This is a genomic window from Pseudomonas sp. KBW05, from assembly GCF_003852405.1.
In the GTDB taxonomy this organism is placed as follows: Bacteria; Pseudomonadota; Gammaproteobacteria; order Pseudomonadales; family Pseudomonadaceae; genus Aquipseudomonas.
This window is the reverse complement of the sequence record NZ_QAJM01000006.1, coordinates 1-24,045: the sequence shown is the minus strand read 5'-3', so window position 1 is coordinate 24,045 and position 24,045 is coordinate 1. Positions and strand designations below refer to the sequence as shown.

Sequence of the window (24,045 nt, the reverse complement as noted above, 5' to 3'; positions counted from 1 at the left end):
TCAAGTGCCCGCATTGATTGGACTTGGCCGATGTATTGCAGGGTGTTCTGCGTGGGGCAGACACGGACTGTCATCTGTCGGTCATCTGCAATGCCTAGGCTGGCAGGCAACCGCAGCAGCCCAAATACAGCGCGGTTTATGCACCCGAACGGTGCTGGTCTAGTCCAGATAGGTAACGTTGATGCGTGATGAGGCAATCAAGGCGGTGACATCCATCGGCCTGGCGCTGCAAGAGCAGATCGACCATGGCCTGTTGCCGCCCGCCAGCAAACTCCCGGCCGAGCGCAAGCTCAGCGAGTTGTTTGGTACCACCCGGATTACCGTGCGGGAAGCCTTGTTACAACTGGAGGCCCAGGGCCAGATCTATCGCGAGGAACGCCGTGGCTGGTTTGTCTCGCCGCCACGGCTGGCCTACAACCTGATGCAGCGTAGCCACTTTCACGCGATGGTCAGCGACCAGGGGCGCGTGGCGTCCACCGAAGTGATCTCGGCGCGCTTGCAGCCGGCGTCGGCGGCGGTGTGTGCGTGGTTGCAGTTGCCGGCGTTGTCCAGTGTGATCCAGATCTGCCGGGGCCGGCGGATCGATGGGCGCCTGGTGTTGTATGTGGAGCACTACCTGAACCCGCAGTATTTTCCGGGGATTCTGGACTGCGACCTGAACCAGTCGATGACCGAGCTGTATGCCCGCAAGTACGACCTGCACTACGGGCGGGTGCGCTTTGAGATCGTGCCGACGTCACTGCCGGTGGAAGCGGCCGCGACGTTGCGCGTGTCGGTGGGCAGCCCGGGCTTGCGCATCGCCCGGGTCAATTATGACCAGCACCAGCGCTTGATCGACTGCGACCTGGAGTTCTGGCGGCATGATGCGATCCACGTGGGTGTGGATGTGGTTTAAGCCTGTGGTGTGAGTGCCTTGATCACCTGATCCACATTGGTTTCCAGCTCCGCCACCGGATCTGCGCCATCGACGTTCAATACCAGCAACTTTGAGCCGCCTGCGCTGATCGCAGCTTTCACCGCCTCGCTCGGCTGGCGATGATGCAGCACCACCGCCACGTCGTTGTCCTTCAACTCGGCACTGAGTTTCTGCAAGGCTTCGGGCGTCCACTCGGCGTCCGGCCGCGCATCGGTGCTGACGACTTCCAGGTTCAAGCTGCTGACCAGGTACGCAAAGTGATCGCTCAGGCTGACCACACTGAGGTTGTCGGCCTTGGCCAGCTGCGCCTCGCTCTCGGCGGTGAGCTTGAGCAGGCGTTGCTTGAGGGCCGCGAGGTTGGCGTCGATCTGCGGTTTGGCGCTTGGCGCCAGGCGGCTGAGGTCGGCGGCCAGCACATCGGCCATGCGCCCCAGGTTGTTGCTCGATTGCCACGGTTGGCTGTTCAACCCATCGGCCACGCCGGGTTGCACGGCGATGCCCGGCAGGCCGCCGTCCACCGGGCGGGCGGCGTCCACTTCGACGATGCGGATGTTGCTGCGCCGCGCCACCGGGTACAGCGGGTCGTCTGCCCACAGCGAGCGCAGGCCGATGGCGGCGTCGGCGTCTTCGGCCAGTTTGCTCAGCGCCGGCGCGCCACGGCCGGTGAAGTAGGACACCTGCCGCGAACCGGGCAGGTTCGCCGGTGCGGCGCGTTCGAGTTGCACGTCGGTGCCTTTGAGCAACACCTCGGCCAAGCCATAGGTGATCGGCAACGAAGCCAGCACTTTGACCGGTTTGATCGACTTGGCCTTGCTCAGCGCGGCGTGGCCGAGGCCATGATTGGTTTTGAAATCATTGGCCGCGAAACCATCCACGGCCAACGCCGAGGTGCTGATCAAGCAAGCGATGGCCAAGGCCAGTGGGCGAAAGACAGGGCGCATTATCCAAGATTCCCTTTGAGGCTGGGCACGATGCCGCGCGCGATGGCGGCGAGGGCGAAGGCGATACCGGCCATCAGGATGATCGCGGCACCGGACGGGATCGGCAGGTCGAAGATGATCGGCAGCAGGATGCCGCACAGGGTGCTGACGGTGGCGATCAGTACCGAAATCCAGAAGAACCCCTTGAGCGACTGGCTCAACAGGCGCGCCGCTGCGGCCGGAATCACCAGCAGTGCGCCCACCAGTATTGCGCCGATCACCTTGACCGCCGCCACGGTGATCAGGGTCACCAGGATCACGAACAGATAATCCAGGGTCTTCACCGCCACGCCACGCACGGCCGCCAGTTGCGGGTTGAAGCTGGCGAGCATGATGCGGTTGTACAGCGGCAACGCCAGGGCCATTACCAGTGAACCGACAATCGCCAGCACCAGCAGGTCGTTACCGTTGACCGTCAACACTGAGCCAAACAGCACGTTTTCGAGGATGTGTACGTTGATCTTGCCCGCCAGGATCAGCAGAAGGCTCGCGCCCAATGCCAGGGACACCGAGAGGAACACGCCGATCAAGGTGTCCGGCGCCAGGCCGGTGCGGTTGCGCAAGTAGTTGAGCAGGATGCCGAACAGCAGGCAGTAGCCAAACAGCGCGCCGTACGGCCCGGTGTAGGGTTCGCCGAGCAAAATGCCCACGGCCACGCCGGTCAGCGCGGCATGGCCGACGGCTTCGGAGAAAAACGCAAAGCGCTTGACCACCACCAGCGTGCCCAGGCCGCCCAATACCGGGCCGATCAGCAAACCGGCGAGCAAGGCATTGACGACAAAGCCATAGGCCAGCGCTTCCGGCAGGTACCCGGAAGAGGCCCAGCCCTGGACCATCAAGCGAAAGGCTTCATAACTCATTGCGCCGAGCTCCTAGGGTGGGTGGAGAACAGGGTCAGCAGGCGGTCCGGAGTGAGCGCCTCTTTGGGCGTGGCGTCGAACAGCACACGGCGGTTCAGGCCGGTGACACGGTCGGCCAGGCGGCCCACGGCTTCCAGGTCGTGCTCGATCCACAGCACGGTGATGCCGGCCAGGCGCCAGTCATTGAGCAGGCGTTCGAACACCTGGATACCGGCTTCGTCGAGGGCTGACATCGGTTCATCCAGCACCAGCAATTGCGGGGCCGGGATCAGGCCCTGGGCCAGCAGCACGCGCTGGCGTTCACCACCGGACAGCGCGCCCATGCGACGCTTGCGCTTGTCCTGCATGCCGACGCGTTCCAGCGCATCGCCAATCGCGCCGGCGTAATGCTTGGACAGGCCAAGAAACGCCGGGCGGCGCTGGCACATGGCGGCCATGAAATCATCCACGGTCATCGGCAAGCCGCGGTCGAACTCCAAGGCCTGGGGCACATAACCCACCGTGCCCACGCTGTTCGGCCAGTGCAGGCGCAACTGCCCCTGGTGCGGCGTTTGCCCCAGCAGCGTCTTGATCAGCGAGCTTTTGCCGCCGCCGTTGGGGCCGACCAGCGCGTGGATGCTGCCCGGTTGCACCTGGAAACTCACGCCATCGAGGATCACTGTGCGGCCCAGGGTCAGGGACACCTTGTCGAACTCGATCGTCGGGCCGACGCTAGCTACTTTCAGTTGTTCAGCCGCCGTCATGCCCCCGACTCCTGGATCGCCCGCACCACGGTATTGAGGTTGCCGGTCATTTCCACTTCGTACTTCTCGGGCGTGTATTCGCCGTAGGAAATATGCGACAGCGGGTACAGCTTGACCCCGGATTCACGTTGGATGGTCTCGACGTAGGTGGACGGGAAATCCATCTCCGAGAAGATCACCTTCACGTCCAGGGCGCGCAGCTCATCGATGGTCTTTTTCAACTGGCTCGGGCTTGGCTCGATGCCGTGGGCCGGCTCGACCACGGCAGTGACTTCCAGGCCGAACTCGCGCAGCAGGTAGTCGTAGGCCGCGTGTACGGTGGCCACGCGCAGGTCCGGGTTGGGCGCGCTGGTCAGCTTGGCCAGGGCGTCGGCGCGCATCTGGCGCAGGCGTTTGCCGTAGGCGCGGGCGTTCTGGGTGTAGGTCTTGGCGTTGTCCGGGTCGAGCTTGCCCAGTTCGCGGGCAATGTTGTTGACCTGGGCAATCGACGCGCTGATCGACAGGAAGGTGTGCGGGTTGACCACCTTGCCCGCGCCGCGCGCCGCATTGCCGGTGGCGGCGAGCAGCGGCACGTTGGCGTTGGCTTCGATCACCGGGATGTCCGGGCGCTCGCTGGTGGCGATCATGCGGTCGGCGAAATCGTCGTGGCCGACGCCATTGAGCACGATCACGTCGAGGCTGCCGATGCGCTTGATGTCATCGGCACGGGGCTCGTAGGCGTGGGGGTTGAAACCGGCGGGAATCAACGGCACAACCTCGGCCTTGTCGCCGACGATATTGCTCACATAGCTGTAGTACGGATGCAAGGTGATGCCGATACGCAAGCGTTTAGCCGCTTCGGCATTCGCCAACGGGGCGAGCATCAGGCTGCACAGGCCGACCAGCAACAGACGCAACAGGGGAGATGAAATAGACATGGGCAATCGGTCTTCTCGTTCAGTGACGGTGCTGGCGCGTCACGCCGGCATCGAATTGCGTGACCACTTGTTGCCAGCCGGCTGCGATCAGCGCCTGGTCAGTGAGGTCGGCGGGGGCGCTCAGGTTGGCGCTGCGGTTGAGCCACACGTCCGGCTCGGCACCGTGCACGCGCATCAGCAGCGAGCCGGCGGTGCTCGGCACCTGGCTCAGGCCCAGGTAGGACGAAGGCTCCAGCACTTGCCAGCGATGGTCGCCACGGCTGACCGAACTGGCGTCCTGGGCGAAGGGCGCGAAGCCTTCTTCGGCCAGCTGCGCCGGGGTCGGCAGGCTGCTTTGTTCCTGCTGCAACAACTGGATTTCATCCAGGGTCACCCGCAGGTCGGCGTAGATCCCTTGCTCGGCGGCGCTCAGGTCGCGGCGCGCATCCAACTGATGGCTGGGCACGGCGGCGACTTCCTGGGTTTCGCCATGCAGCGCGATGACCGAACCGGCCACGGCCAGGATGATCAGGCACAGCAGCAGGACGTAGAGGGTTTCGTGGCCGGCCCCAGCGGGGCGTACAACCTGTGTGGTACTCATTGCGGCTGGATATCCGCTTGGTCGATTTCCACCACGTGGCCAGGGCCCGCATCAAACAGCACATAGAACTCGGCGGACGGCTTCTTGAAGGTCAGGGTCGAGTCTTGGCCGAGCTTGCCAGGCACCAGGATGGTCTCGTCGTAGCCGATCACATCCAGGGTCACGCCGGGGGCGCCGCTGCCGTCGGAAAAGCCGCCGGTGCACTGGATCTGCTCGCCGGGGATTTCCTTGCATTCGCACATCGGGTTGTGGGCCAGGGCCAGGGTGCTGAAACCGGCACCGATCAACAGGGCCGCGCAGGCGCGCGTCAGACGCATCGACTTCATGGTTTAACTCCTTGCTTGTTCAGCCAGGCAATAGTGGCAGGCGAGGCCTGGCTCAGCGGGATGGAACCCTGGTGCATGCTGCCGTCCCAGCCTTCCATGGTGACCCACACTTCGGCGTCGGCCGGGGTGCGTTCCGGTATCGGCAGGGCGGCGCCCATGCGGTACGGCGTGCCAAAGAAGATCACCCCGGCGGCGCGCAGGCTGCGGGGTTTGCCGATGCGCAGGTAGGTGGCTTTGACCTGCTCGGCACAGGTGTCGCACAGGGCGGCGTTGAAGAATTTCATCGGCCCGGCCGGGTCGGGGCGCGGGCCTTCATTGCGAAACTCGGCGAGGGTCAGGCTCCAGGGCCCGACCTGCACCTCACCGGCGACCCGTTCGCCGATGCCGGTGTCGCCACGGAACAACGCGGCGTCGGCAAAGTACTTGGGCATGAAACCCAGGGGCACCAGCAACAGCAGGACATTGATGTGAAAGCGCCATTTCAGCCAAAAGGCCCGCAGTGGCGAAGGCGGTGCAGCAACGACCTTGCTCATGGGTGGGCCTCCGAGGTTTCAGCCTGCATGGCCGGGGTGGCCGCCGGTGCGCGTTGCGTCTTGGCTTCGCGCTTGAGGGCATTGAGGGTGGCCAGGGCGGTGCGTTTGGTCCAGATCAGCAGGCCGCTCAGCACCATCATGCTCATGATCAGGCCGAAGAAGGCCCAGATCAGCTTGATCCACAGGCCGCCAAAGTCGCCGGTGTGCAGCGGGCGCATGGACTCGGTGACGAACTCCAGCTTCGAACGGTCGGAGAGCAAGTGCGCAGCCGCGACTTCACCGTCGTAGGGGTTGATCTGTGCGGTCTGGTACATCAGCGGGTACCAGCCGCGGCCACCAATCTGCAGGTGGCTGTAGGCATTGAGCGGCAGGCTGACGAAACTCGCCTCCAGCCCCGGGATGCGCTGGGTGGCAATCTTGATTGCCTCGTCCACTGGAATCATCGGCGCCGGCACGCCGGGTTCGGACATCGGCACCTTCTCCCGGGCGATCACCGGGATCACCGGCTCGGTGGAGATGGAAATCTGGTTGTCCCCCAGGATCGCGCGGATCAGGAACCAGATGCCGGTGACGGCGATCACCAGGATGAACCAGATCGACCAGATACCGCTGAGGCGGTGGAAGTCGCCCCAGAAGATCCGCGCGCCGTGGCGCACCCGCAGGGTGGGGCGCAGGAAGCCTTTCCAGAATTTCTTGTACACCACCAGCCCGGTCACCAGTGATGCCAGCAGCGGAATGCCCAGCGCCGACACCAGGTACCAGCCCCAGCTATAGCCATTGGTGAACGGCACCAGCCACCAACCATGCAGGGCGCGGGTAAAGGCCTGGAAGTTGAACGACGGGCTGATGCCCTGGATGGCCCCGGTGTACGGGTTGACGTACACCTCGACCGAGCGCCCGTCGGGGTAGCTGAGGTCGACGCTGAGGGCGAAATGGGATTCGTCAGGGCGGCTGATCGACTGCACGAACACCGCAGGCTCATCGCGCTTGATGGCGGCGATCACCTGGTCATAGCTCAGCGGCTCGGCATCATCCGACGGCTTGCTTGCGCGGATGTCCGGGTTGGCCAGCCAGACGATCTCCTGGCTGACCACCGCCAAGGTGCCGGTGACGCAGACGATCAGTACAAAAAACCAGATGGGCAATGCCAGCCAGCTATGTACGAGAAACCAGAGTTTTGAACGTGACTTCTTCGACATGGGGATGGGGGTCTTGAGCGGAGGGGGCGATGGAGGCCCGGAAAAGGCCGGTCGTAGCTTTTGCTGACGCGACGGGCTGTATCTAAGTTAAGACGGATGAGAATCGGAAATCCCTAACCCGGAAATGAAAGTAAATGTTTCTGTGGCGCCCGATCGAACACGAAACATGTTCCCAGCCTTCACCCAGGTGCCGTTGATAGGGGCGCCGGGCTACGTAGGATGGGCGCATACCGTTGCGTGAGCCCGAAGAAAAATGACCGCCAGAACCCTCTACGACAAACATATCGACGCCCACACGGTGTGCGCCCTAGATGACCAGGGCCATGTGCTGCTTTATATAGACCGCCAGGTGATCAACGAATACACCAGCCCCCAGGCGTTCAGTGGTTTGCGTGAGGCCGGGCGCAAGGTGTGGCGCCCTGGCACGGCGCTGGCGGTGGTTGACCATGTAAACCCCACCACGCCTACACGCATTGCGGCGATGCCCGACGCGGGCGGTGCGCGGCAGGTGTCATACCTGGCGGAGAATTGTCGGGACTTTGGCATCGAACTGCTGGACATCCTCGACAAGCGCCAAGGCATCGAACATGTGATCGCCCCGGAACAGGGCTTTATCCTGCCGGGCATGGTGATCGCTGCCGGTGACAGCCACACCACCACCTATGGCGCCCTCGGGGCCTTCGGTTTTGGCATCGGCACCTCCGAAATCGAGCACCTGCTGGCCTCGCAGACGCTGGTCTACAAGCGGTTGAGGGCGATGCGCGTGACGGTGGATGGCGCGCTGGCGCCGGGCCTGACGTCCAAGGATGTGATCATGGCACTGATCGGCCAGATCGGCGCGTCCGGTGCCACGGGTTACGCCATCGAGTTCCGTGGCTCGACCATTGATGCGCTGAGCGTCGAAGCGCGCATGACCATCTGCAATATGGCGGTGGAGGCCGGTGCGCGGGGCGCGTTCATGGCGCCGGATGAAAAGGTCTTCGCCTACCTCAAGGGCAAGCCGCGTGCGCCGCAGGGCGAATTGTGGGAGCAGGCGCTGGTGGGCTGGCGCCAACTGCATTCGGACGCCGACGCGGTGTTCGACCGCGAAGTGCACCTTGACGCCACCACTCTGCAACCCATGGTCACCTGGGGCACCAGCCCCGACCAGGCCGCGCCCATCGGCGCCCGCGTGCCGGACCCGCAGGCGGTCAGTGACCTGATCCTGCGCCAGGACATGCGCCGCGCCCTCAACTATATGGGGCTGGAGGCTGGTATGCCGCTGAGTGACATCGTTATCAGCCATGCGTTTATCGGCTCCTGCACCAACGCGCGCATCGAAGACCTGCGCGACGCCGCTCGTGTAGTGCGCGGCAAACACGTGGCCGCGCATGTGCGGGCGATGATCGTGCCCGGCTCCACCGAAGTGCGCGACCAGGCCGAGGCCGAAGGGCTGGCGGCGATCTTTATCGACGCCGGTTTTGAATGGCGCCAGTCGGGCTGCTCGATGTGCCTGGCGATGAACGACGACGTGCTGGCCCCTGGCGACCGCTGCGCCTCCAGCACCAACCGCAACTTCGAAGGCCGCCAGGGCGCGGGCGCCCGTACCCACTTGATGAGCCCGGCGATGGTCGCCGCTGCCGCCATCACCGGCCGCCTTACCGACATCCGCCATTTTGGAGACCGTTCATGAGCCTGCAACCCTTTACCCGCGTTACCGGCAAGGCCGCGCCGATGCTGGCGGCGAATATCGACACCGACGTCATCATGCCCAAGCAGTTTCTCAAGGGTATTGACCGTAGCGGGTTGGATCGCGGGTTGTTCTTCGATTTACGCTTTTTGGCCAGCGGCGAGCTGAACCCGGGGTTCGTGCTGAACCAACCGGGCTGGCAAGGGGCGAGCTTTATGGTGGTGGGGCCGAACTTCGGCTGTGGCTCCAGCCGCGAGCATGCGGTGTGGGGCTTGCAACAGATGGGGATTCGGGCGCTGATCGGCAGCAGTTTTGCCGGGATTTTTTATGACAACTGTCAGCGTAATGGGGTGTTGTTGATTACGTTGGAGGAGGCGGTGTTACAGGGGCTGGGGCAGACGGTCAGCCGGGCGGATCGGGCGCAGATCAGTGTAGATCTTGAAGCCCAGGAGATTCGCTTGGTCGATGGCCAGGTGATCCCGTTCCAGATTGATGCGTTGCGCAAGACTGCTTTGTTGCTGGGGCTGGATGCGATTGGCAGCACTTTGCAGCGCAGTGAACAGATCAAGGCCTTCGAGCACCAGCATTTGAAAGCCAACCCTTGGCTCAACTGACCCACCTCAGTTCAAACTGTGGGAGCTGGCTTGCCTGCGATAGCGGTGGGTCAGCTTGCTCATCTGTCACTGACACACCGCTATCGCAGGCAAGCCAGCTCCCACATGAGTACTCATTCCAAGTCGGGAGCCTGGTCATTTAGAGAGCTGTTTGAAGTGCTCCTGCAAAAACTCCACACACGCTCGCAACTTCCCGGAGTGCGCCAACCGTGTCGGGTACACCGCCCACACGTTGGCACTCTGGGAATAGTCGTGCAGCACCTGCACCAGCCTGCCTTGCTCCAGCAACGGCTGCACATCCCACAGCGAGCGCAGCAACACGCCGCGTCCATCCAGGGCCCACTGCAACACGATCTCGCCATTGTTCGACGACAACGGCCCACGCACACGCACGCTGGCCGGTGCGCCGCCGCACGCCAGATTCCAGATGCCAAACGCGTTGTCGCGTTCCTTGATCACCAGGCAGTCATGCTGCTCCAAATCACTCAACTGCTGAGGCGTGCCTCGATGCTCTAAATAAGCGGGTGCGGCACACAGCACCCGTCGATTGCTTACCAGATGCCGGCCGATATGCTGGCCGGGAATGTCGTCGCCGACGCGGATCTCCAGGTCGAAACCTTCGTTGACGATATCCACCACGCGGTCGAACAGGTCCAGGCGGATTTCCAGGTCCGGGTACTGTTGCGCCAGCAAGGACACAGCGGGGGCCACATGGTTGCGGCCAAAGCCGAAACTGCTGCACAGGTGCAGGCGCCCGCGCGGGCTGTCGTGGGCGTCGGACAGCTCATCGGACAGTTGCTGGAAGTCTTCGAGGATGCGTACCGCCCAGCGCTGTACCCGTTCGCCGTCTTCGGTCACGGCAATGCGCCGGCTGGTGCGGTGTAACAGGCGGGTAGCCAGGGTGGTTTCGAGGATCTGGATGCGCTTGCTCACATACGCCGGCGACAGCCCCAGCTCATCGGCGGCGGCCGCGAAGCCGGCCTTGCGGATCACAGTGAGGAACACCCGCAGGTCTTCGGGCAGGGGCACGGTATCTTTCTTATTGATCATCACAAGCAGACGTGGCGGCATGAGCCGCCAGAATAGCACTCAGTGCAGGAAGGCCAGGACTTCGTCCAGTAACAACTCGGGGGCTTCCTCGGCGAGGTAGTGACCGGCGGGCAGGGCTTTGCCGCGCACATTAGTGGCGACTTGCTGCCACTCCTTGAGCGGCTCGAAACAGCGCCCGACTGTGCCTTCGGCGCCCCACAGCACCAGCAACGGCAGGTTGAGGTGATTGCCCGCGTCGATATCCGCTTGGTCGTGTTCAAGGTCAATGCCCGCCGATGCGCGATAGTCTTCGCAGATGCCGTTGGCGGCGCCCGGCAGTTTGATGCAGCGCAGGTACTCGGCGAAGGCCTCCTCGGTGAATGGCTTGAGCCCGGCGCTGCGACTGCCCATCACACTGCGCAAATACAGTTCGGGGTTGCTCTCGATCAAGGCTTCCGGCAACGGCGCTGGGCGGATCAGGAAGAACCAGTGCCAGTAGGCGCGGGCGAAGGCTTCGTTGGTTTGCGCGTACATCGCCAGCGTGGGTGCGATATCCAGCAGCACCAGGCGTTGCACGGTGCCTGGGTGGTCCAGGGCCAGGCGATGGGCGACGCGGGCGCCACGGTCGTGGGCCAATACCGAAAAGGTGTCAAAGCCTAGGGCGCGCATCAGTTCGACGCTGTCCCGGGCCATTTCCCGTTTCGAGTAGTTGGCGTGTTGGTCATCGGCAGGCGGCTTGCTGCTGTCGCCATAACCCCGCAGGTCGGCGGCGACCACGGTGAAGTGTCGGGCCAACTGCTCGGCAACTTTGTGCCAGATCACGTGGGTTTGCGGGTGCCCGTGCAGCAGAAGCAGGCCGGGGCCCGTGCCGCCTTTGCGGTAGCTGATATCGACGCCATTGACGTGGCAGCGGTCTTTCTGGAAACCGGCGAACATGGAATGACCCCTTGTGAGAATGGTCTGCATCGTGGAATTACCCGGTGTAGGAGGCAAGGGGCAAAGCGTGGAGGGGGTGTTCATGAAGTGTGTAGGAAAGGTCTTTCAATCAATGAAGATCCAACATGGGAACGAGCTTGTGTGGGAGCGGGCTTGCTCGCGAAGGCGGTGTGTCAGTCACAGGTCATTTAACTGATCCACCGCTTTCGCGAGCAAGCCCGCTCCCACATTGGTTTTGTGCTAGTCCTCAGCCTTGCTGGAACATTTCCATGGCCCGCTGGCGAATCTGCGCTTCGGTCAGGTCCTCTTGGTGGGTGGCCAGGAACCACACATGGCCAAACGGGTCTTTCAGCGTGCCGGAGCGGTCACCGTAGAACTGATCCTTGGGTTCCGAGATCACGGTGCCACCCGCGGCGATGGCTCGTTTGTACTGCGCGTCTACATCATCCACATAGAGATGGATGCCGACACTGGTATGCCCGTCGCGCGGGCTACCGAAGGCACTTTCATCGCAGGGTGAGCCGAGCATGATCGGCGAATCACCGATGCGCAGTTCGGCGTGGCCGACGCTGCCGTCGGGCATGTCCAGGCGCATGACTTGCGTGGCGCCGAAGGCATTCTTGTAGAACTCGATAGCTTCGGCGGCTTTTTTAACGCCGAGATATGGCGTAATGCTATGAAAGCCCTCGGGGATTGATTTGACGCTCATTTCGTTCTCCTTAGGTGGTGGTTTTGGAGGGACGGCTTTTTCACTATAGGTCACGCCTCCAAGGCAGCCACCCTTCAGGGATGTGTGGCGGGCTCCAGCAACTGTGCCCCTGGCCCACGCTCACCCAACTGATCACCCTGATTGCGCAACGGGCACGCCTCCAACGACAGACAGCCACAGCCAATACAGCCATTGAGCTTGTCGCGCAGCAGCAACAACTTGTTGATGCGCTCATCCAGGTCCTCGCGCCACAGCGCCGACAGGCGTTCCCAATCCTTGGCCGTCGGCGTGCGGCCATCCGGCAGTGTTTGCAGCGCCTCGCCAATCGTCGCCAAGGGAATTCCCAGGCGCTGGGCGATCTTGATTACCACCACGCGGCGCAACACATCTCGCGGGTAACGTCGCTGATTACCCGCGTTGCGGTTGCTTTTGATTAGCCCCTTGTTCTCGTAGAAATGCAGTGCCGTCACCGCTACACCGCTGCGCGCCGCCAGTTGGCCGACAGTGAGTTCCTTGTGGATCATGCAAAAACCCCTGACAGTGCTTGACCTTGACTTAACTAGAGGTTTTACCCTGCGTGGCATCGGATCGCAAGATTCTGCCTACAGAGAAAGGGGAGTGTTCATGCAGGTATCAGAGAAGAATCGCAGCTTCACTCAATTGATCGAATTTCAGATCGAGCCCCGCCAGCAATTCGCCCTGGTGGCCGCGTTGAGCACCCAAAGCGAGCGCCTGGCGCAAGGCCATGGCGGTTTTATCAATGCCAGTGTGCAGGTCAGCGACGATGGGCGGCGGGTGCTCAATTATCTGCAATGGCGCTCCCGTGAGGACGGCGAGGCGGCGTTCAAATGCTTTGAGCATGGCGAGGAAGATTTCTGGACGCTGATCCGCGCCCACCAGGCCACGGCCGTGACCTTCGGTTCGTTTCAGGTGCTGCGCAGTTTCGAGCGCAGCCATGACAACGCCTTGCACTGCCGCCTAGATGGATAAGTGCAACATGCGTTCGCCTTGCAGGTTTTCGCCGGGGCGACGCTTGTTCACGGCCAACTCGCCAATCTTGATCAGCCGCGTACGGGTGACATTGCGGCTCAGGCCCAGCAGGTTGGCGGTGTGCACCTGGTTGTAATGGCTGAAGCGGTAGGCGGCACGCAGCAGCGCGTCTTCGACTTTTTCATGCAGGGCGCCGGCCTGTTCTTCGAAGAGCTTCTGGAAGGCGCGCTCCAGTAACGCTGCGGCGCTGTTGTCGGTGCCGTGCCCGCTGTCGTCCTGGCGCTCGATGCGCATGTTCGACAGGCGCAGGTCGTCCCTCTCTATCACGCCGTTACGGCAGATCAGCAGGGTGTGGTGAATCACGTTTTCCAGCTCGCGGATATTGCCCGGCCAGCTGTAGCTTTTCAGCTTGTGTTCGGCCTCGCGGCTGATGGTGATCGGGCCGTAGCCGAGGCGCTGGCTGTAGGCTTCGATAAAATGCCGGGTCAGCGGCAGGATATCGCCGGGGCGCTCGCGCAGCGGGCTGAGCTCCAGGCTGACGACGTCGAGGCGGTAGTACAGGTCTTCGCGGAAATGCCCGGCATTGATCGCTTTCTCCAATTGCACGTTGGTTGCGGCGAGTACGCGCACATCAATCGGAATGCTCTTGCGTGAACCCAGGCGTACGACTTCGCGCTCCTGTAGGACACGCAGCAGTTTGACCTGGATCGCCATCGGCAAGTCGCCGATTTCATCGAGGAACAAGGTGCCGCCGTCCGCCTCTTCGAACCAGCCGGCCTTGGCGCTGAGGGCGCCGGTGAAGGCGCCTTTTTCATGCCCGAACAGTTCGGCTTCCACCAGGGATTCGGAGAACGCCCCGCAGTTCACCGCCACGAATGGCCGGTTGCGTCGCGCGCTGAGGTTGTGGATGTGCCGCGCCACCAACTCTTTACCGGTGCCGGTCTCGCCGATGATCAACACGCTGGCTTCGCTGGGCGCCACTTGCTGGATGTGGTCGAGCAGCGCCTGGGATTTGGGGTCTTCGAAGACCTGGGCGGTGGCGCGGATCGAGGTCGCAAGGGCGGGCGAGGGCGGTAGGGTTAATAGCTGCATGGGCACCTCTTCTCAGGAGTAGAACGTCGGAATGGGCAGGGAGTGGTTCAACGCCCAGTCCCCCAGTTCGTGGAGCTTGTAGTCCAGCGGGTCGTGCAGGCTCTGGGTGCGCAGGTTGCGCCAGTGCCGGTCCAGGCGTAGCGACGCGTGGGTGGAGCGCGCGCCGGTGACTTCGAACAGCCGGCTGCACAACTCCAGGCCCTGGCGGGTGGCGGCGACTTTGGCGGTGGCGATGGCAATCGCCAGTTGGCCGCGCTCGTGTTCGCTGAGGTTGGGGCCCTTGGCCCACGCCTGGTCGAGCAACTCGGCGGCGCGCTCCACCAACAGACGCACGCCTTCCAGCGCCACCCAGAACTCGCCGTAGTGATGCAACACGTACGGGTCGTTGCGTACGTCGATGGCGGAGGATTTATGCCAGGCGCGAGTTTCGGTGAGGGTGTAGTTGCGTGCTTCTTCAAAGGCGCCTTCGGCAATGCCGAGAAACATGTGCGTGAAGGTCAACTGGGCGATCAACGGGCGCAGGCAGGCAAACGGCGTGCTCAGCGGGCCCGGGTCGAGCAGCAGCTCGGATTCTTCGACGCGCACCCGCTCGAAGCTGGCGCTGCCACTGTCGGTCTGGCGCTGGCCGATGTTGTTCCAGTCATTGTGCAAGGTGATGCCGCTGCGCCCACTGGGGATGGCGGCGATCAGCAGCTTGCCGCCGGCGCTTTCATCCACCGCCGAGGCGATGAGCATTTCCGAGTCGCTGGCGCCGGAGCAGAAGCTCTTTTTGCCGGAGAATTCGCGCCAGCCACCGAAGTCCTTGACCACCGTGCGCGTGTCCAGTGGGTTGAGGGCGTTGCCCCAGAACCAGTTCTTGCGCGCGGTCTGTTCGAACCAGGGTTGCCATTGGTCCGGGCGCGAAAACAGGCGCACGGTGGCCAGCATCAGGTGGTGAAAGCCGAAGACGTGGGCGATGGAACTGTCGACCTTGGCGAATTCGCGCACGATGCCGAGGGTGTCGCTCCAGCGTGCGCCGAGGCCGCCGTATTGGGTGGGAATGCTCAGCGCCAGCAGGCCGCTGTGACGCAAGGCATCACGTTCGGCTTTGGGCGTGCCGCCGCGCTCGTCGCGTTCGACGGCGCTGAGGGCGAATTCTGCGGCCAGCAGTTTGGCGGTCTGCAACGGGGAGGGCAGGACGCTGTGGGGTTTGGCTGTCACGCGGTGTTCCTCATTTTTTATCTGGCAATGAAGGGCAAATGTGGGAGCGGGCTTGCTCGCGAATGCGGTGGATCAGTGAATATATCTTTGACTGACACAACGCCTTCGCGAGCAAGCCCGCTCCCACATAAAGCCGATCTCATTGCACTCAGGCCTTTGTCGTGGGCAACACATCGTTGGCAATCATTTCGCCAAACGGCCCGGTGAGGTTGGTGATACCGCGCCCGGCCAGGCTGGCGTACGGCTCCGGCAACAGTGGGAACACCAACTCGGCAAAGCGATAGGCCTCTTCCAGGTGCGGGTAGCCGGAGAAAATGAAGCTCTCGATCCCCAGGTCCGCGTATTCCTTGATGCGCGCGGCCACTTGCTGCGGGTTGCCCACCAGCGCGGTGCCGGCGCCGCCGCGCACCAGGCCGACACCGGCCCACAGGTTGGGGGCGATCTCCAGGTTGTCGCGGCGCCCGTCATGCAGCGCGGCCATGCGGCGCTGGCCTTCGGAGTCAAAACGCGAGAAGGACTTTTGCGCGGCGGCGATGGTTTCATCGCTGATGTGTTCGATCAGTTTGTCGGCGGCTTTCCAGGCGTCTTCCTCGGTCTCGCGCACGATCACGTGCAGGCGAATGCCGAACTTAACGGTGCGGCCATGGCGGGCGGCGCGCTCACGCACATCGGCGAGTTTTTCTGCGACGGCGGCGGGCGGCTCGCCCCAGGTCAGGTACACATCCACCTGTTCGGCGGCGAGGTCGTGGGCGGCGTCTGAGGAACCGCCGAAGTACAGCGGCGGATACGGCTTCTGCACCGGTGGGTAAAGGGCCTTGGCGTTCTGCACCCGCAGGTGTTTGCCTTCGAAATCTACCGATTCGCCCTGCAACACGCGGCGCCAGATCTTGAGGAATTCGTCGGAGACTTCGTAGCGTTCGCTGTGGTCGAGGAAACTGCCGTCGCCACGGTTTTCGTCGGGGTCGCCGCCGGTGACCACGTTGATCAGCAGGCGACCGTTGGACAGGCGGTCCAGGGTCGCGGCCATGCGTGCCGAGACGGTCGGCGAAATGATGCCCGGACGGATCGCCACCAGGTAGCGCAGGCGTTCGGTGAGCGGCACCAGCGCCGAGGCGATGACCCAGGAGTCTTCGCACGAGCGTCCGGTAGGAATCAGCACGCCGTAGTAACCGAGGCTGTCAGCGGCTTGCGCGACTTGCTTCAGGTAGTTGAGGGTGACCGGCCGTGCACCCTGTGTGGTGCCCAGGTAATGACCGTCGCCGTGGGTCGGCAGAAACCAGAAAACATCCATGACAAATCCTTAGGCGATTTTCAGCAGAGAGGGGGAGTGCGCTGTAAACAACGGTGCAGCGCGTTCTGCCGCAAGGCGGATACGGCCCTTCAAAGGCTCACTGGTTATGTGGTAATCGGTGAAATCGGCTTCGGTGGCATACACGCCGATCGGCAAGGTCAGTGCCTGGAAGAAGCTGAACAGTGGGCGCAGTTGGTGATCGAGGACCAAAGCGTGGCGTTCGCTACCGCCGGTCGCAGCCAACAGCACCGGGGTGTTGATCAGTGCGTTGAGGCCGACCAGGTCGAACAGATGCTTGAGCAGCCCAGGATAGGAACCGCGATAGACCGGCGCGGCGACGATCAGCAGGTCGGCCTGTTCGATGGCCAACAGTTGCGTTTCGACGTCGGCGGGTAATTCCTCGCGGGAAAGGGCGCCGCCTAATGGCCGGGCAATGTCGCCCAGTTCGATCAAGGTGGTCTGGATCGGTAGCAAGGTGGCCAGTTCAGCCAGCACCGCTTGGGTCAATACGAGGGTCCGGGACGGGCGCCAGGTTCCGCCGGAGAGGGCAACGACATTCAGGGGACGGGTCATGAACAGTTCCTTTTTCAACAGGGGTTCGTAGCAAGTAGGTGCAACGTGTTGAGCAAGAGCTGTACCAATGGCTGCGGGCCTTGATTGGCGTGGGCTGTGGGCTCGTAGCTGAAACCAGCGGGTGTTGCCTGCCTGATGAATTGTTGAATGGCTGTTGCCTGGGCAACAGTTGCGTGGCGAACAGTTCCGGTTTGGTGTGTGGCCATTTATAGAGGGTTAGGTTTATTCCGTAAATGAACGTATTTCCATATTTATAGATCATAAAGAAATATAAAGGGCCGACGATTGAAGGTGCCTCGATGGCTGATAGCGACTATCACGGGAGGTGATTTTTCACTGCGAAGGCGCGGGAGTAGCCTGTGTTCATTGACTGAAACCCACTTCGCAGAGCCGCCGCCATGAACCGATTCCTTGCTGTTTGCTTGTTGCTTGTCACTGCCGTCCTCACTGGATGTGCGACCCATCCGTCCCCCGAGTTGCGCCCGTACTCGGCAGAGGAAAGCAAACAGTTGGCGCTGGAAGCGTTGAGCCGTCGTGGTTTGTCATTTGATGAATACCAACAGCAGCGCGCCGCGCTGACTGGCCAGCCACAGAAGCCGTTCGGCTTTGATCGCAGGGGCGAGATGAACGCCGAACGCAGCGTGACCCTGCATGGTCGGCCTAGTTGAGTGCGGTGGTGGCAGTGAAGAGCCCGAGGATTTCTTTAAGAAACCTCGGGCTTTTTGTTTTCCATGGCGCGACTTCAGCCTGTTAAGCTGAATTTCAGGAGCGTTCCTACGCACATTTACCTAAAGTGGTCCTTTTTTAATGGCATTCGATCGGTTAAACCTGACGACCTCTGTCCCGGTCGATGCCCCTGAGACGCTGCTCTCGGGAACCTGCTCTGCGAGTCTTTAACGTCATGAATAAACGTCCGTTGTATTTCGACTACGCCGCCACCACGCCGGTGGATGAGCGGGTCATCCACGTCATGGTTGAGTGTCTGGGTTTCAACGCCAATTTCGGCAACCCTGCGTCCAGTTCCCACGCGTTCGGCCAAGCGGCCCGGCAAACGGTTGAACAGGCGCGCCGCCAGGTGGCCGAGCTGGTGGGCGCCCAGGCTGAGCAGATCGTCTGGACGTCCGGCGCCACCGAATCCAACAACCTTGCCATCAAGGGCGTGGCCCAGGCGCGTGGCGTGGCGGGTGGGCATATCATCACCAGCCAGATCGAGCACAAGGCCACGCTGGACACCGCGCGGCAACTGCAGGAAGCCGGCGTAGCCGTGACTTACCTGGTGCCGGACGCCGATGGGCTGATCACTGCCGACGCGGTGAGCGAAGCGTTGCGTGAAGACACCTTCCTGGTGTCGTTGATGCTGGTGAACAACGAGTTGGGCACCCTCAACGACATTCCGGGCATTGGCGCGCGGGTGCGTGAGCATGGCGCGTTGTTGCATGTGGATGCAGCGCAAGGGGCCGGCAAGGTGGCAATCGACCTGGCGCAATGGCCGGTGGATTTGATGTCGTTTTCCGCGCACAAACTGTACGGCCCCAAGGGCATTGGCGCGTTGTACGTCGGGCCGCGGGCGCAGCAGAAGGTGTTGGCGCAGATCCACGGCGGCGGTCACGAAGGCGGTTTGCGCTCCGGTACCCTGGCGACCCATCAGATTGCCGGCATGGGTACGGCGTTCGCCTTGGCGGCGGCGTCATTCGCTGAAGAGAAGGCTGTCATCGTGGCCTTGCGCCAGCGCCTGCTGGATCAATTGGAAGGCGTTGCGGGTGTGCGCCTCAATGGCAGCGCGACACAGCGGATTCCCCATACTCTGAGCCTCACTTTCGGTGAGGGCGAATTCAATGCCGCGGCGTTGAGCGCAGGTCTGGCGTTTTCGGCGACCTCGGCGTGTAATTCGGCAAGCAATGCACCGTCCCACGTGCTGCTGGCGTTGGGGCATGACGCGCGTAGCGCCGGCCGTACCATTCGCTTGAGCCTGGGCCGGTTTACCACCGAGCAGGATATCGACCAGGCCGCGCAGTTGATCAAGGCGGCACTGGCCAGCGCACCGGCGTTCTGGGCGGTCTGATCCATTTTTCGCAACACATAATAATTATTCGTGGTTAGCAGGAGACACAATGAGTACGCAGCCCTTGACCCATGGAACGGTTCCCCAGCGCCTGGCGCAGACCCGCGAACTGATGCGCCGCGAGGGCATTCATGCCTTGCTGGTACCGTCAGCCGACCCGCACTTGTCCGAGTATTTGCCGGGCTACTGGCAGGGGCGGCAATGGTTGTCGGGGTTTCATGGTTCGGTGGGTACGCTGATTGTCACTGCAGATTTCGCCGGGGTATGGGCAGATAGCCGCTATTGGGAACAGGCAACCAAGGAACTCAAGGGCAGCGGTATCGAGTTGGTGAAGCTGCAGCCGGGCCAACCTGGGCCGCTGGAATGGCTGGCCGAGCAAACACCGGAAGGTGGTGTGGTGGCAGTGGATGGCGCGGTAATGGCCGTGGCTTCAGCGCGTACGCTCGGTGGCAAACTCGGGGAACGTGGCGCACGCCTGCGTACCGATATCGACCTGCTGAACGAGGTCTGGCAAGACCGCCCGACGTTACCGAACCAGCCGATCTATCAACACCTGCCGCCGCAGGCCACTGTCAGCCGTGGCGAGAAGCTCGCCGCACTGCGCGCCAGCTTGAAAGAGAAGGGCGCCGACTGGCACTTTATCGCCACCCTGGATGACATCGCGTGGCTGTTCAACCTGCGTGGCGCCGATGTGTCGTTCAACCCGGTGTTTGTGTCCTTTGCGTTGATCAATCAAGAGCAGGCCACGTTGTTTGTGGCACTGAGCAAAGTCGATGCAGCGTTGCGCGCGGTGCTGGAGCAGGACGGCGTCACCCTGCGTGATTACAACGAAGTGGCCGATGCATTGCGCGCGGTGCCAGCGGGAGCCAGTGTGCAGATCGATCCGGCGCGCGTCACGGCGGGCTTGCTGGAGAACCTTGATACCGGCGTCAAGCTCCTGGAAGGGCTGAACCCGACCACTCTGGCCAAATCGCGCAAAAGCCTGGCGGACGCGGAACATATCCGTCAGGCCATGGAGCAGGACGGCGCGGCGTTGTGTGAGTTTTTTACCTGGCTGGACAGTGCGTTGGGCCGCGAACGCATCACCGAGCTGACCATCGATGAGCACCTGACCGCCGCGCGTACCCGTCGTCCGGGTTATGTGTCGCTGAGTTTCAATACCATCGCTGCGTACAACGCCAACGGGGCGATGCCGCACTACCACGCCACCGAAGAAGAGCATGCGCTGATCGAAGGTGATGGGTTGTTGCTGATCGACTCGGGTGGCCAGTACCTGGGCGGTACCACGGACATCACGCGGATGGTGCCGATCGGTACGCCGAGTGACGAGCAGAAGCGCGATTGCACGCGGGTGCTCAAGGGGGTGATTGCCCTGTCCCGTGCGCATTTCCCCAAGGGCATCCTGTCACCATTGCTGGACGCCATCGCCCGCGCGCCGATCTGGGCCGAGGGTGTGGACTACGGCCACGGTACAGGCCACGGTGTAGGTTATTTCCTCAATGTCCATGAAGGCCCACAGGTAATCGCCTACCAGGCCGTGGCCGCGCCGCAAACGGCGATGCAGCCGGGCATGATCACGTCGATCGAGCCGGGTACTTATCGCCCGGGACGTTGGGGCGTGCGTATCGAGAACCTGGTCTTGAACCGCGAAGCGGGCAAGACCGAGTTTGGTGAGTTCCTCAAGTTTGAAACCCTGACCTTGTGCCCGATCGACACACGCTGCCTGGAGCCGTCGCTGCTGACGGCGGACGAGCGCGAGTGGTTCAACGCTTACCACGCCGAAGTGCGCGAGCGCCTGAGCCCGTTGCTCAGTGGCGCTGCGCTTGAGTGGTTGCAGGTGCGTACGGCGGCTATTTGAGCAAGGCTTCGCGCACAAACTCCAGACGGTCCTGACCGAAGAACAGCTGATTGCCTACAAACAGGCTGGGTGCGCCGAACACGCCGCGTTGCACGGCTTGTTCGGTCTTGTCCTTGAGGGCGGTTTTTACGCTTTCATCATTGGCGAGGGCCAGGACTTCGCCCGGATCAAAGCCGTGCTCGGTGAGTACTTTGGTTATGACGGCGGGATCGCCCAGGTCAAGGCCGTCTACCCAGAGGGCGCGGAACAGGCAATCGACAAAATCGTCGAAACGTTCAGGCTGACGCATTTGGATACCGGTGACAGCACGCATCAACATCAGGGTGTTGATCGGGAAGTGCGGGTTGAACTTGAGCGTGACCTGATAGCGCTGGGCGTAACGCGCCAGATCGTCAAACATGTAGCGGCCCTTTGCAGGGACGCTGATGGGGGACGCATTGCCGGTGGCCTTGAAGACTCCGCCCAACAACATTGGCTGGTACACCAGTTGGGCTGCGGTTTCGGCGCACAGTGCCGGCAGTTGGGTATACGCCAGATAGGTGGCGGGGCTGCCGAGGTCGAAGAAGAACTCCAGGGTTTTACGCATGGCTGATGCTCTCTGCTTATTGTTATGGGGGCTTACCAGGGTTCATTCCAGGGGCGCAGATCCAGTTCGAACGTCCAGGCGTCACGTGGCTGGCTGTGCAGGTACCAATAGTTGTCGGCAATGTGCTCGGGGTTGAGAATGCCGTCCTGGTCCTTGAGGGCGTATTTCTGCGGGAAATTGTCGCGAATGAAGTCGGTGTCGATGGCACCATCGACCACCACATGGGCGACGTGGATATTCCTCGGGCCCAGTTCCCTCGCCATGCTCTGTGCAAGCGCGCGAATGCCGTGCTTGGCCCCGGCGAATGCGGCAAAGCCAGCGCCGCCCCGTAATCCTGCGGTAGCGCCGGTGAACAGGATGGTGCCTCGGTTGCGGGTGACCATGCGCTTGGCGACTTCGCGCGCATTGAGGAACCCGGAGAAGCAAGCCATCTCCCAGATCTTGAAGTACTTGCGTGCGGTTTCTTCGAGGATGCTGCAGGGGACGTTGGCGCCGATGTTGAAGACGAACGCTTCAATGGGGCCCAGCGCGCTTTCGATCTGTTCGACCAATGCGATCACGTCATCTTCCTTACGCGCATCGCAGGCAAAGCCATGGGCTTCGCCGCCTGCGGATCGGATGCTGTCCACCAGAGGCTGCAATTTGTCCGCGCTGCGGCGGGTGACACAGGCGACATAGCCTTCGCGGGCGAAGCGCTTGGCAATGGCGCCGCCGGTGGCGTCACCGGCGCCCACTACCAATACGATTTTCTTGTTGTGCGTCATGGGAACTCCGTTGGCTCGATAGTCGAGCAGGAGTCTAGACGCAGCGCCGCGAAGGGCTGGGTTTGTCGCAGGAATTAAATCTGAGCAGTCGGAGGGTGACTGCTCGGGCGATTATTTGCAGATGACAATCATGCTGCGACTGGTGTAGCCGGCAGGGTTGAGGCCGAAGGGATAGTCCCCTGGTTCCTCGGAGTTGTCACCGGACTTGGCGATAACCCGGTAGCCTTTGGCACCGCAGGAGTTGGTAGCGCTGGTGTAGCACTGGTCCCAAGAAGACGATAGGCCGGAACAGTTGATGTGCAGCCCTTTTTTGCCCCGTTTTACTTCTGTTTTAGTGGTCGCGGCACAGCCAGCAATGGCCACGACCATCAACAGTATCAAAATTCGCTTCATTCCTATCCTTAATAGCCGCTTCGCGATGCTTGAAGCTGGCTCTACTCGCTCTCGAGTGTAGCGTTCGCGCTGTCCCTGTCGAAAATCTCCATGAATGACATTCGTTTACGGCTTAAACATGGCCTAAATGAGCGGCAAATACCAGAGCTACCTGCAAAGATGCCTCAATCTGCCGCAACCAGTGGCTTTGATTCGTTACGCATTGTTAGCGTGGCACCGACGGAGGCCAGAATGATGCAGGTGATGGCCAGCCATTGTGCCAGGGACAGGTGTTCTTGCAGGAATAACAGGCCAGAGAGTGCGCCGAATGCGGGTTCAATACTCATGAGGGTGCCGAAGGTGCGGGCGGGGAGGCGCGTCAGTGCAACCATCTCGAGGGTGTAGGGCAAGGCCGTGGACAGAATGGCAACGCCGATGGCGACGGGGATCAGGGCGGGAGTGAGCAGTGCGGCGCCGGCATGGACGATACCGATTGGCGCGATAAACAAGGCGGCGATCATCACACCCAATGCGGCGGTCTGGACGCCGTTGTCGTTGCCGGCTTTTTGCCCGAACAGGATATAGAGTGCCCAGCAGACGCCGGCGCCCAGTGCGTAGGCGGCGCCGATCAAGTCGATGCCGTGGCTGGCCTCTCCCATGGGGATCAACAGCAGCAGGCCGATGATTGCCAGGCCAATCCACAGGAAGTCGACGGCTCGTCGCGATGCGTAGATGGCTACGGCGAGCGGCCCGGTGAATTCTAGCGCTACGGCGATGCCCAGCGGGACTGTGCGCAGCGACATATAGAAGAGAAAGTTCATGCCGCCCAACGCGATGCCGTAGATGACCACGGTACGCAGCGACTTTGCCGTCAGCTTGGCGCGCCATGGCCGCAATAGAAGCAGCATGATCACGCTGGCGAAAACCAGACGCAGGGTTGTGGTGCCCTGTGCTCCGACTATAGGAAACATGCTTTTGGCCAGTGAGGCGCCGGATTGAATAGACGCCATGGCGATCAACAGCAGGCCGACCGGAAACAATGCCGAGGCCAGGCTGCGGGGGGAGGTGGTCATTGGGGTGTTCGTCCGAGGTCATATTTAGAGAGGCAGTGGGCGCTATGATGCTTAACTGTTTGTGGTTGAGCAATATATTGCTCAATTATCTTGGTTTGGTCCTTCTATATAGAGGGAGCTCGGCTTTTTTGGCTTGTTTGATAGAAAAACCAAATTAACGGTTGACGGCAGAT

Annotated in this window: 27 protein-coding genes; 7 read left to right on the top strand and 20 right to left on the bottom strand. The window is 62.0% G+C overall.

The features are described from left to right. Positions 1-181 precede the first annotated feature (181 nt). Positions 182-895, top strand: coding sequence for a UTRA domain-containing protein (locus DBR46_RS04955; protein WP_017734819.1), 714 nt, complete (start codon positions 182-184; stop codon positions 893-895). Here DBR46_RS04955 and DBR46_RS04950 read toward each other — a convergent pair. From DBR46_RS04950 to DBR46_RS04915, 8 genes are read right to left on the bottom strand one after another with little or no spacing between them, the layout of a single operon-like run. Continuing rightward, positions 892-1,857, bottom strand: a complete 966-nt coding sequence (locus tag DBR46_RS04950; protein ID WP_124525252.1) for a metal ABC transporter solute-binding protein, Zn/Mn family — start codon at positions 1,855-1,857, stop codon at positions 892-894. The two genes, DBR46_RS04955 and DBR46_RS04950, sit on opposite strands and share 4 nt — an antisense overlap. Further along, a complete protein-coding gene (locus DBR46_RS04945; RefSeq protein WP_017734821.1) occupies positions 1,857-2,756 on the bottom strand; it encodes a metal ABC transporter permease in 900 nt (299 codons plus the stop codon). Before DBR46_RS04945 ends, DBR46_RS04950 begins: the two co-directional genes overlap by 1 nt. Next, positions 2,753-3,499 carry a metal ABC transporter ATP-binding protein gene (locus DBR46_RS04940; RefSeq protein WP_124525251.1) on the bottom strand — a complete coding sequence of 249 codons (747 nt, stop codon included), beginning with the start codon at positions 3,497-3,499 and terminating at the stop codon, positions 2,753-2,755. The genes DBR46_RS04945 and DBR46_RS04940 overlap by 4 nt, the downstream gene beginning before the upstream one ends. After that, entirely contained in the window at positions 3,496-4,416 is a 921-nt protein-coding gene (locus DBR46_RS04935; RefSeq protein WP_124525250.1) for a metal ABC transporter substrate-binding protein, read from the bottom strand. Before DBR46_RS04935 ends, DBR46_RS04940 begins: the two co-directional genes overlap by 4 nt. A gap of 19 nt (positions 4,417-4,435) precedes the next feature. Further along, positions 4,436-4,996 (bottom strand): DUF6162 family protein, encoded by a 561-nt coding sequence (locus DBR46_RS04930; RefSeq protein WP_124525249.1) that lies wholly within the window; start codon positions 4,994-4,996, stop codon positions 4,436-4,438. Continuing rightward, entirely contained in the window at positions 4,993-5,322 is a 330-nt protein-coding gene (locus DBR46_RS04925) for a hypothetical protein (RefSeq protein ID WP_124525248.1), read from the bottom strand. Before DBR46_RS04925 ends, DBR46_RS04930 begins: the two co-directional genes overlap by 4 nt. Further along, positions 5,319-5,855: a thiamine pyrophosphate-binding protein gene (locus DBR46_RS04920; RefSeq protein ID WP_124525247.1), complete on the bottom strand. Its 537-nt coding sequence runs from the start codon at positions 5,853-5,855 to the stop codon at positions 5,319-5,321. Before DBR46_RS04920 ends, DBR46_RS04925 begins: the two co-directional genes overlap by 4 nt. After that, positions 5,852-7,054 carry a PepSY domain-containing protein gene (locus DBR46_RS04915; RefSeq protein WP_124525246.1) on the bottom strand — a complete coding sequence of 401 codons (1,203 nt, stop codon included), beginning with the start codon at positions 7,052-7,054 and terminating at the stop codon, positions 5,852-5,854. The genes DBR46_RS04920 and DBR46_RS04915 overlap by 4 nt, the downstream gene beginning before the upstream one ends. Before the next feature lie 253 nt (positions 7,055-7,307). On the opposite strand from DBR46_RS04915, the gene leuC reads away from it, so the two are divergent. Both leuC and leuD read left to right on the top strand, forming a co-directional pair. After that, positions 7,308-8,726 carry a 3-isopropylmalate dehydratase large subunit gene (gene leuC, locus DBR46_RS04910; RefSeq protein ID WP_124525245.1) on the top strand — a complete coding sequence of 473 codons (1,419 nt, stop codon included), beginning with the start codon at positions 7,308-7,310 and terminating at the stop codon, positions 8,724-8,726. Then, a complete protein-coding gene (gene leuD / locus DBR46_RS04905; protein WP_124525244.1) occupies positions 8,723-9,337 on the top strand; it encodes a 3-isopropylmalate dehydratase small subunit in 615 nt (204 codons plus the stop codon). Before leuC ends, leuD begins: the two co-directional genes overlap by 4 nt. A 135-nt stretch (positions 9,338-9,472) precedes the next feature. Here the strand turns inward: leuD and DBR46_RS04900 are convergent, their stop codons facing one another. The 4 genes from DBR46_RS04900 to soxR form a co-directional block, all read right to left on the bottom strand. Next, positions 9,473-10,387: a LysR substrate-binding domain-containing protein gene (locus DBR46_RS04900; RefSeq protein WP_218569322.1), complete on the bottom strand. Its 915-nt coding sequence runs from the start codon at positions 10,385-10,387 to the stop codon at positions 9,473-9,475. A 39-nt stretch (positions 10,388-10,426) separates the two neighbouring features. Further along, the gene (locus DBR46_RS04895) at positions 10,427-11,302 is read right to left on the bottom strand and encodes an alpha/beta fold hydrolase (protein ID WP_124525242.1); all 876 of its coding nucleotides are present in this window, start codon (positions 11,300-11,302) and stop codon (positions 10,427-10,429) included. A gap of 247 nt (positions 11,303-11,549) precedes the next feature. After that, positions 11,550-12,011 (bottom strand): VOC family protein, encoded by a 462-nt coding sequence (locus DBR46_RS04890; RefSeq protein ID WP_124525241.1) that lies wholly within the window; start codon positions 12,009-12,011, stop codon positions 11,550-11,552. A gap of 74 nt (positions 12,012-12,085) precedes the next feature. Continuing rightward, a complete protein-coding gene (gene soxR / locus DBR46_RS04885) occupies positions 12,086-12,535 on the bottom strand; it encodes a redox-sensitive transcriptional activator SoxR (protein WP_124525240.1) in 450 nt (149 codons plus the stop codon). A gap of 100 nt (positions 12,536-12,635) precedes the next feature. Between soxR and DBR46_RS04880 the strand changes: the two genes are divergently transcribed. Beyond that, the gene (locus tag DBR46_RS04880) at positions 12,636-13,001 is read left to right on the top strand and encodes an antibiotic biosynthesis monooxygenase (RefSeq protein ID WP_124525239.1); all 366 of its coding nucleotides are present in this window, start codon (positions 12,636-12,638) and stop codon (positions 12,999-13,001) included. On the opposite strand, the gene DBR46_RS04875 is transcribed toward DBR46_RS04880, so the two are convergent. From DBR46_RS04875 to msuE, 4 genes are all read right to left on the bottom strand, one after another. Then, on the bottom strand, positions 12,990-14,093 hold the full coding sequence (locus DBR46_RS04875; protein WP_124525238.1) for a sigma-54-dependent Fis family transcriptional regulator: 1,104 nt from the start codon (positions 14,091-14,093) through the stop codon (positions 12,990-12,992). The two genes, DBR46_RS04880 and DBR46_RS04875, sit on opposite strands and share 12 nt — an antisense overlap. Before the next feature lie 12 nt (positions 14,094-14,105). Beyond that, positions 14,106-15,293 carry an acyl-CoA dehydrogenase family protein gene (locus DBR46_RS04870; protein ID WP_124525237.1) on the bottom strand — a complete coding sequence of 396 codons (1,188 nt, stop codon included), beginning with the start codon at positions 15,291-15,293 and terminating at the stop codon, positions 14,106-14,108. 148 nt (positions 15,294-15,441) lie between these two features. Next, entirely contained in the window at positions 15,442-16,584 is a 1,143-nt protein-coding gene (ssuD, locus tag DBR46_RS04865; RefSeq protein ID WP_124525236.1) for an FMNH2-dependent alkanesulfonate monooxygenase, read from the bottom strand. A 9-nt stretch (positions 16,585-16,593) separates the two neighbouring features. Further along, a complete protein-coding gene (gene msuE, locus DBR46_RS04860; RefSeq protein WP_124525235.1) occupies positions 16,594-17,157 on the bottom strand; it encodes an FMN reductase in 564 nt (187 codons plus the stop codon). A 398-nt stretch (positions 17,158-17,555) separates the two neighbouring features. Here msuE and DBR46_RS04850 point away from each other — a divergent pair, with 398 nt between their 5' ends. From DBR46_RS04850 to DBR46_RS04840, 3 genes are all read left to right on the top strand, one after another. Next, entirely contained in the window at positions 17,556-17,825 is a 270-nt protein-coding gene (locus DBR46_RS04850; RefSeq protein ID WP_124525233.1) for a hypothetical protein, read from the top strand. Positions 17,826-18,058: 233 nt separating this feature from the next. Then, entirely contained in the window at positions 18,059-19,219 is a 1,161-nt protein-coding gene (locus tag DBR46_RS04845; protein ID WP_124525232.1) for a cysteine desulfurase family protein, read from the top strand. 49 nt (positions 19,220-19,268) lie between these two features. Next, a complete protein-coding gene (locus DBR46_RS04840; RefSeq protein ID WP_124525231.1) occupies positions 19,269-21,077 on the top strand; it encodes an aminopeptidase P family protein in 1,809 nt (602 codons plus the stop codon). On the opposite strand, the gene DBR46_RS04835 is transcribed toward DBR46_RS04840, so the two are convergent. The 4 genes from DBR46_RS04835 to rhtA form a co-directional block, all read right to left on the bottom strand. Further along, the gene (locus DBR46_RS04835; protein WP_124525230.1) at positions 21,070-21,663 is read right to left on the bottom strand and encodes a 2-hydroxychromene-2-carboxylate isomerase; all 594 of its coding nucleotides are present in this window, start codon (positions 21,661-21,663) and stop codon (positions 21,070-21,072) included. The genes DBR46_RS04840 and DBR46_RS04835 overlap by 8 nt on opposite strands. 32 nt (positions 21,664-21,695) lie before the next feature. Continuing rightward, positions 21,696-22,427: an SDR family oxidoreductase gene (locus tag DBR46_RS04830; RefSeq protein WP_124525229.1), complete on the bottom strand. Its 732-nt coding sequence runs from the start codon at positions 22,425-22,427 to the stop codon at positions 21,696-21,698. A 111-nt stretch (positions 22,428-22,538) separates the two neighbouring features. Next, positions 22,539-22,820 (bottom strand): hypothetical protein, encoded by a 282-nt coding sequence (locus DBR46_RS04825; protein ID WP_027607138.1) that lies wholly within the window; start codon positions 22,818-22,820, stop codon positions 22,539-22,541. Between the two features lie 164 nt (positions 22,821-22,984). After that, a complete protein-coding gene (rhtA, locus tag DBR46_RS04820; protein ID WP_017734844.1) occupies positions 22,985-23,872 on the bottom strand; it encodes a threonine/homoserine exporter RhtA in 888 nt (295 codons plus the stop codon). Positions 23,873-24,045: the final 173 nt, after the last annotated feature.